At 72.3% G+C, this 7,770-nt stretch carries 7 protein-coding genes; 5 read left to right on the top strand and 2 right to left on the bottom strand.

Annotated features, from left to right (window positions below; all coding sequences use genetic code 11):
* The 4 genes from AC1D01_RS13600 to AC1D01_RS13615 form a co-directional block, all read left to right on the top strand.
* A partial coding sequence (locus tag AC1D01_RS13600; protein WP_477867005.1) for an ATP-binding cassette domain-containing protein occupies window positions 1-367 on the top strand: 367 nt, incomplete at its 5' end.
* Window positions 364-1,614 (top strand): molybdopterin molybdotransferase MoeA, encoded by a 1,251-nt coding sequence (locus AC1D01_RS13605; RefSeq protein ID WP_477867007.1) that lies wholly within the window; start codon window positions 364-366, stop codon window positions 1,612-1,614. The genes AC1D01_RS13600 and AC1D01_RS13605, both read left to right, overlap by 4 nt.
* Window positions 1,615-1,790: 176 nt before the next feature.
* Window positions 1,791-3,716, top strand: coding sequence for a molybdopterin biosynthesis protein (locus AC1D01_RS13610; protein ID WP_477867009.1), 1,926 nt, complete (start codon window positions 1,791-1,793; stop codon window positions 3,714-3,716).
* A gap of 36 nt (window positions 3,717-3,752) precedes the next feature.
* Window positions 3,753-4,274, top strand: a complete 522-nt coding sequence (locus tag AC1D01_RS13615; RefSeq protein WP_477867011.1) for a hypothetical protein — start codon at window positions 3,753-3,755, stop codon at window positions 4,272-4,274.
* A 23-nt stretch (window positions 4,275-4,297) separates the two neighbouring features.
* Here the strand turns inward: AC1D01_RS13615 and AC1D01_RS13620 are convergent, their stop codons facing one another.
* The gene (locus AC1D01_RS13620; protein WP_477867013.1) at window positions 4,298-5,869 is read right to left on the bottom strand and encodes a cation:proton antiporter; all 1,572 of its coding nucleotides are present in this window, start codon (window positions 5,867-5,869) and stop codon (window positions 4,298-4,300) included.
* A 76-nt stretch (window positions 5,870-5,945) separates the two neighbouring features.
* Here AC1D01_RS13620 and AC1D01_RS13625 point away from each other — a divergent pair, with 76 nt between their 5' ends.
* The gene (locus AC1D01_RS13625) at window positions 5,946-6,833 is read left to right on the top strand and encodes a substrate-binding periplasmic protein (protein WP_477867015.1); all 888 of its coding nucleotides are present in this window, start codon (window positions 5,946-5,948) and stop codon (window positions 6,831-6,833) included.
* A 21-nt stretch (window positions 6,834-6,854) separates the two neighbouring features.
* On the opposite strand, the gene AC1D01_RS13630 is transcribed toward AC1D01_RS13625, so the two are convergent.
* A partial coding sequence (locus AC1D01_RS13630; protein ID WP_477867017.1) for a response regulator occupies window positions 6,855-7,770 on the bottom strand: 916 nt, incomplete at its 5' end.

The following is a 7,770-nucleotide window of genomic DNA, read 5'->3' on the forward strand; positions in this document are numbered from 1 at the left end:
CGTCGGGCTGGACGGCCAGGCCGCCCGGCCGGCCCGCGCGTTGTCCGGCGGGCAGCGGCAACGCCTGGCGCTCGCCCGCGCCTGGGCCACGCAGCCCGACCTGCTGCTGCTCGACGAACCCACGGCGAGCCTCGACCCCGGCGCGAAGCGCGAGGTCGAGGCGCTGATCGAGCAGATCGCCCACACCGGCGTGACGATCGCGATGAGCACGCACAATCTCGGCCAGGCCAAGCGCCTGGCGACCCGCGTGGCCTACCTGGAAGGCGGCCGCGTGGTCGTCGAGCGCCCGGTCGACCTGTTCTTCACCGACGATGCGCTGCCGAGCGAGGCCGCGCAGTTCCTGCGAGGAGAGCTGCCCTGGAGATGACACCAAGACCCGCGCCGACGAAGGACGTGCGCATGCACGGCTTCGCGCAGCGCAGCGAGGTGGGCGCGGCCCAGGCCTGGGTCGACGGCCGGGCCGGCGCGCGGCCGCTGCCCGCGCAGCCCGTGGCGGTGGAGGAGAGCGCCGGGCGCGTGCTGGCCACCGACCTGGTCGCCCCCATCGACGTGCCCACCTTCCAGCGCGCCGCGATGGACGGCTTCGCGCTGCGCGGCGCGGAGACCGACGGCGCCGGCGAATACAACCCGATCGAGCTGCCCGTGCTCGGCCAGGCGATGCCGGGTCGGCCGTTCGATGGCACGGCACCGGCCCGCACCGCGGTGCGCATCATGACGGGCGCGCCGCTGCCCGACGGCCTGGATGCGGTGATCCCGGCCGAGTACGCCACCGAGGCCGCCGGGCGCATCGCGATCACGCGACCGGTGTCGCCGTGGCAGCACGTCGGGCGTGTCGGCGAGGACATCCAGGCCGGCTCGACGGTGCTGCCCGCCGGCCGCCACCTGCGGCCGCAGGACGGCGGCCTCGCGGCCTCGCTCGGCTTCGCGCAGGTCAGCGTGGTGCGGCGTCCGCGCGTGCGGCTGCTCGTGACCGGCAACGAGGTCGTGGCCCCCGGCGCGCCGAAGGGGCCCTGGGAGATCTACGACGCGAATTCCGTGCTGCTGCGCGGCCTCATCGCGCGCGACGGCGCGGAGCTCGAGAGCCACCAGCGCCTCGGCGACGAGGCCGCGGCGATCGGCGCTGCCATGAGGGCGCCAGGCGCCGACGTCGTGCTGGTGTCCGGCGGATCGAGCGTCGGCAGCGAGGACCACGCGCCGCAGCTGCTGGCGCAGCTGGGCGAACTCGCGATCCATGGCGTCGCGATGCGGCCGTCGAGCCCCGCGGGCATGGGCCGCATCGGCGAGACGCTGGTGTTCCTGCTGCCGGGCAATCCGGTGTCGTGCCTGTGTGCCTACGACTTCTTCGCCGGGCGCGCGATCCGCCGCCTGGCGGGGCGCGGCCCCGAGTGGCCCTACCGTCAACGCCGGGTGACGGTGGCGCGCAAGATCGTCTCGGCCGTGGGCCGCGTCGACTACGTGCGCGTCAGGCTGGAGGGCGACGCGGTCGAGCCGCTGGCGGTGTCCGGCGCGTCGGTGCTGTCGTCGACGACGCGCGCCGACGGCTTCGTCGTCGTGCCGGCCGAGAGCGAAGGCTACGGCCCCGGCACCGAGCTCACCCTCCACCTCTACGACTGAGAGGGTGAGAGTAAATCCGCCATGCCCGCTCATCCCGCCCAGACGCACCCACTCCGCGTTGCAAATGCTCGCCGTAGCCCGAGCTACGGCTGCGCTTTGCGCCTTGATTGGGCGCGCCTGGACGGGCTGCTCGAGCACGCCGGATTCACTCTCACCCTCTGAGCCCCGGGCCCCGCATGAAACCGACATCGCAATCGCAGTTCCTGGACGTCATCACGCGCGACGAGGCGACGCAGCGCTTCCAGCGGCACCTGAAGCTGGCGCCGCTCGGGCAGGAGCGCGTCGCGCTGGGCGCCGCGCTGCACCGCGTGCTGGCCGAGGACATCGTGGCCGGCATCGACGTGCCGGGCTTCGACCGTTCCAACGTCGACGGCTTCGCGCTGCAGGCCGCCGACACGCACGGCGCACAGGAGGAGCGGGCCCGCACGCTGCAGCTGAACGACGAGGTGCTGCGGCCGGGCATCGTGCCGCAGGTGACGGTGGCGGCGGGCACGGCCACCCCGATCGCCACCGGCGGCATGCTGCCGCGCGGGGCCGACGCGGTCGTGATGGTCGAGCACACCGAGCTGCGCGGCGAGGRCCGCGTCGAGATCAGCCGGGCGGCAACGGCGGGCGAGAACGTCAGCTACGCCGGCACCGACATCGCGCGCGGCGAGACGGTGCTGCGCGCGGGCCAGCGCCTCACGTCGCGCGAGATCGGCGTGCTCGCGGCGCTCGGCCTGGCGCAGGTGCCGGTGCATCGCGCGCCGCGGGTCGCGATCTTCTCCACCGGCGACGAGATCGTCGCGCCCGGGCAGCCGTTGCGCACCGGTGCCGTGTACGACTCCAACGCCGCGATCATCGGCGCGGCGGTCGAGGAGCTGGGCGGCCGGCCGGTGCACCTGGGGGTGATTCCGGACGACGAGGCCGCGCTGAGCGCGGCGCTGGCGCGCGGGCTGGCGTGCGATGCGGTGGTGTTCTCGGGCGGCACGTCGAAAGGCGAAGGCGACCTGTCGTATCGCGTCGTCGGCCGGCTGGCCGATCCGGGCATCGTCGCGCACGGCGTGGCGCTGAAGCCCGGCAAGCCGGTGTGCCTGGCGGTCACCGGCGGCAAGCCGGTCGTGATCCTGCCGGGCTTCCCGACCTCGGCGATCTTCACCTTCCACGAGTTCCTCGCGCCGGTGCTGCGCGCCTTCGCGGGCCTGCCACCCGACCGGCAGGAAACGGTGGGCGCGACGCTGCCGATGCGCGTGAACTCGGAGCGCGGCCGCACCGAGTACCTGCTGGTCGGGCTGGTGCGCACGGACGACGGCCTCGCGGCCTACCCGATGGGCAAGGGCTCGGGCTCGGTGACCACCTTCAGCACGGCGGACGGCTTCATCACGATCCCGCAGCACACCGAGATGCTCGATGCCGGCGAGCGCGTCGACGTGCAGTTGCTGGGGCAGGGCCTGGAACCGGCGGACCTGATCCTGATCGGCAGCCACTGCGTCGGCCTGGACTGGCTGGCGGGGCAGATGATCGGCGAGGGCTGGCGCGTCAAGTCGCTCAACGTGGGCAGCAGCGGTGGCCTGATGGCGGCCAAACGCGGCGAGTGCGACATCGCCGGCATGCACCTGATGGACCCGGCCAGCGGCGAGTACAACCGGCCGCTGCTGACCGATGCGCTGGAACTGATTCCCGGCTATGGGCGGATGCAGGGCATCGTGTTCCGGCCGGGCGATGCCCGCTTCGAGGGGCGCAGCCTCGACGAGGCGGTCGCGGTGGTGACCGGCGACCGCGACTGCGTGATGGTCAACCGCAATGCCGGCAGCGGCACGCGCGTGGTGATCGATCGCTTGCTGGGCGCGGCCCGCCCCTCAGGCCACGGGGTGCAGACGAAATCGCACAACGCCGTGGCGGTCGCGGTGGCGCAGCGGCGCGCCGATTGGGGCATGGCGATCGACACCGTCGCGCGCCAGTACGGGCTGGGGTTCATTCCCGTGCAGGAGGAGCGCTACGACTTCATCGTGCCGAAGGCGCGGCTCGAGCGAGCGCCGGTGCAGGCCTTCCGCCGGCTGCTCGCGGCGGCGGGCACGCGGGTGGCGCTGCGGGGGCTGGGCTTCCGCGTCGACGCGGGTTGAGGCGGATGGCGATCCGGTGTCGGCAAGAATGACGGCATGAAGCAAAGAGAACAGACCCATCGATCCGGCGTGCCGACCCTTCGTTGTCTGTCGAGCGTGCTGCTCCTCATCGGTGCTTTGGCGGGCTGCAACCTGGCGCCGAACGCGGCCGGGCAGATCAGCGAGCGCATCGGCGAAGTGGCCAACGAGCCGTCCAGCAAGGAGCTGGACCTGGGCCGGCTGACCTCGTTCGGCTGGGACAGGCTCTACCTGTTCAAGGCCGGCACCACCCGCGAGGCGATCTGCCGGTTCCTGAGCGCGAACCGCAACCTCTGCGACCGCGTCGTGCGCTACGAGTCGGTGCCTGCGGCCCACATGGCCATCCTGTTCGCGCTCGACGGGCGGCTGACGCACATCGAACTGCATGCGCTGGCCAACGGCGAGTTCGATGTCGACCCCGGCCCCGAAGGCCTGCCACGGTCCGACTGCGTCTTCAGGGTCAGGCATGCGGCCTCCACGGGCGAAGCGTCGGTGGCGCACCTGGAGCCGATCCCGGGGGCTGCCTCAAGCCCTCGATAGCCGAGGCGCCAGGGATTCAGGCCCTACCCCGTCGCGTCCGCATTCGCGGCGCGCAGCGGATCGGACACCTCCAGCCAGTCCAGGTCGTTCTCCAGGCTGTGGAAGGCGTCGTCGCCGATCTCGCCGGCCTCGCGCATGGCGAGCAGCGCGTGGCGGGCGGCCTGCAGCGCGGCGCGGTAGCCGCTGTCGTATTCGGCGCCGAACGAGGCGAACGGGCTCTCGCTGCCGTGCAGCGGCCGGCCCAGGTGCATCTTCAGGTTCTTGCGCACCAGGTCCCCGGCCGCGGACTGCTCCTGCGGCAACTGGGCGAAGGCCGCGTCCAGCATGCGCTGGCGGGCGGCATGCTCCTCGTGCGCAACGGGGTCGCCGTCGCGCAGCTTGAGCGCGCGCAGCAGCGGCTTCAGCGTCAACCCCTGGATCAGCAGCGTGCCCAGCACCACGAGAAAGGCCGTCAGCACGATCAGGTCGCGGGCCGGAAAGCCCTCCGGCAGCGCGAGCGCCGCGGCCAGCGTGACGATGCCGCGCATGCCCGCCCACGAGATCACCAGCCCGCTGCCCACGGTGGGCCGCAGCATCGGCCGCGGCGGGTGAAAGCCGTGGCGCCGGTCGCGCCAGCGCACCACCGCGTTGAAGCTCATGTGCCATGCGACGCGCACGCCGATGACCGTGGCCAGCACGGCGGCCGCCACCCCGAAGTACTGCTCGCGCGCCGCCGGCGCCAGCTCCACCAGGATCGGACGGACCTGCAGCCCGATGAAGATGAACGCGAAGATGTTCAGCGCGAACACGACGGTGGCCCACACCGCGTTGGTGGGGATGCGGATGCGCGCCGGGATGCGCGCCGGCGCCATCCGGGCCAGCGTCATCGCGAAGCAGACGGTGGTCAGCACGCCGGAGAGCCCCACGTGCTCGGCCACCTGCCACACGGTGAAGGTGCCGACGAACTGCAGGACGATGGCCGTCGGGATGTGCTGCACCCGCTCGAGAAGACGCTGCGCGAGCCAGCCCAGCGCCGGCCCCGCGATCAGGCTGCCCAGCACGGCCAGCAGGAAGGTCGGGGCCACCGCCTGCACCGAGAAGCCGCCGGCGGCGACGGCGCCGACCGCGAGGCGGTAGATCAGCAGCGCGCTGGCATCGTTCAGCAGGCTTTCGCCTTCGAGGATGCCGAGGATGCGCTGCGGCGGGCGCAGCGGGCGCAGCACGGCCGTGGCGGCCACCGCGTCGGGCGGGGCGACGATCGCGCCCAGCGCCACTGCGGCGGCCCACGGCAGGCTCGGCACGAGCGCATGGGCCACGACGGCCACCGCGGCCGTGGTCAGGCCGACCGCGACGATCACCAGGCTGGCGAGCGGCGCCCAGTTGTCCCGGAGATCCCGCAGCGAGGCGTCGTAGCCGGCATCGACCAGGATGGGCGCCACGAACAGCGCGAGCACCAGGTCGGGTGGCAGGCTCACCTGGGGTGCGCCTGGAATCAGCGCCAGCAGCGCGCCGCCGATGGCGAGGAAGACCGGGTACGGCGCCCCCGCGCGGCGAGCGGCGGCGGCCAGCACCACGGCGGCCACGAAGAGGATCAGGATCTGTTCGAGTTCGCGCACCGCGGCAAGTATGGAGCAGGCGTGCCGCCTTGCACGCGTATCATCGATGCGCGTCCGCAAGGACGAGGAGATGATCATGCGCATGGTGTCTCGCCGGGTGGCCTGCCTGTTGTTCGGAGCCCATCTGTTCGCAGTCCCTCTGTTCGCAGTCCCCCTGGCCGCTTCGGCGGTGGAGATCGTCCGCGTCCCGAAGCCCGAGTTCGAGGGCGATCACCGCTACGACTACGCGCTGCAACTGCTGCAGCTCGCGCTGTCGAAGAGCGGCACCGAGTACCGCATGCAGGCGGCCGAGACCCCGATGAACCAGGAGCGGCAGGTGCTGGAGATCGAGGCCGGCCGGAGCATCGACGTCGGCCCCATCCCGAGTTCCGCCGAGCGCGAGGCGCGCCTGCTGCCGGTCTACATCCCGATCAACAAGGGCCTGCTCGGCTGGCGGCTGGGCCTGATCCGCAAGGGCGACAAGGGGTTGGTCGCGGGCATCGACACGCTGGACGACCTGAAGCGGCTGCGGCTCGCGCAGGGGCAGGAATGGCCGGACACGCAGATCCTGCGGGCCAACGGCATCGACGTGATCACCGCGCCGAAGTACGAAGGCCTGTTCAAGATGCTGACCGGCAAGCGCTTCGACTACTTCCCGCGCAGCATGATGGAGATCTGGGAAGAGCAGGCCCTCAATGCCGACACGCTGGAGGTGGAGCCGCGCCTCGCCCTGCACTACTTCTACGACGCCTACTTCATGGTGAACCGCAAGAACACCCGGCTCGCGCAGGACATCCAGGCCGGCCTGGAGAAAGCCATCGCCGACGGCTCCTTCGACAAGCTCTTCCAGCAGTACTTCGGCGAGTGGCTGCGCAAGGCGCGCCTCGAGACGCGCACGGTGATCGAGTTGCGCAACCCGCTGCTGACGCCCGGGACGCCCTCCAACCGGCCCGAACTCTGGTACGACGCCAAGCGTGGGCGATGAGGCGGGCGCCGGGCCCGGCGTTCAGCCCAGCGCGCGCAACTCGGCCATGACCGGGTGCAGCAGCCGTTCGACACGGCCCAGCAGCGGCTCGACGCCGGCGTCGTCGACCTCGTCGATGCAGGCCCGCTCGAGTTCCGTCGCCGCCTGGTGCACGGCGCGCACGGCCAGCGTGCCGGCGACGTTCTTGAGGTCGTGCGCCATGCGCATCGCCGTCGGCATGTCACCCGTCGCACGTGCGGCCCGGAAGCGTTGCGCGAAGTCGGTCTCGCGGTCGCGGAACATGCGCATGAGCCGCAGGTACAGGTCCTCGTCGCCCATCGTGGCGGCGATGCCGGCCGGCCGGTCGATCGCCGGGGAGTCGTCCGCTGCCGCCGCGGCCGCCGCGGCCGGCCGGATCCAGCGGGCGAGGGTGGCGAACAGTTCGCCCACGTTGATCGGCTTGGCGACGTGGTCGTTCATGCCGGCCGCCAGCACCTTCGCGCGGTCGCCGACCAGCGCGTTGGCGGTCATCGCGATCACCGGCAGGTCCTGCCATTGCGGTTGCTGGCGCAGCGCGCGCGTGGCCTCGTAGCCGTCCATCACCGGCATCTGGCAGTCCATCAGCACGCCGTCGACCTGCTGGTGCGCAAGCACCTGGAGCGCCTCGCGGCCATCGCAGGCCACGCTGACGGTGATGTCGGCTTCGCCCAGCACGCTGAGCGCGATCTCCCGGTTGATCGCGTTGTCCTCCACCAGCAGGATGTGCGCGCCGCGCAGGCGCGCCTGGTGCCCGAGCAAGGCCTCCTGGCGCTGCGTCGCGCGCGGCGCACGGGGATGTGCCAGGCCCAGCGCCTCGCCGCAGGCGTCGAGCAGCGTGGAGGGCGTGACCGGCTTGGTGAGGACCGCGCCCACGCTGACCTGCCGCCGCGTCAGCTGCCGTTGTGCGTCATCCCGGCTG

The sequence above is a fragment of the Rhizobacter sp. P3_B12 genome, assembly GCF_056402895.1.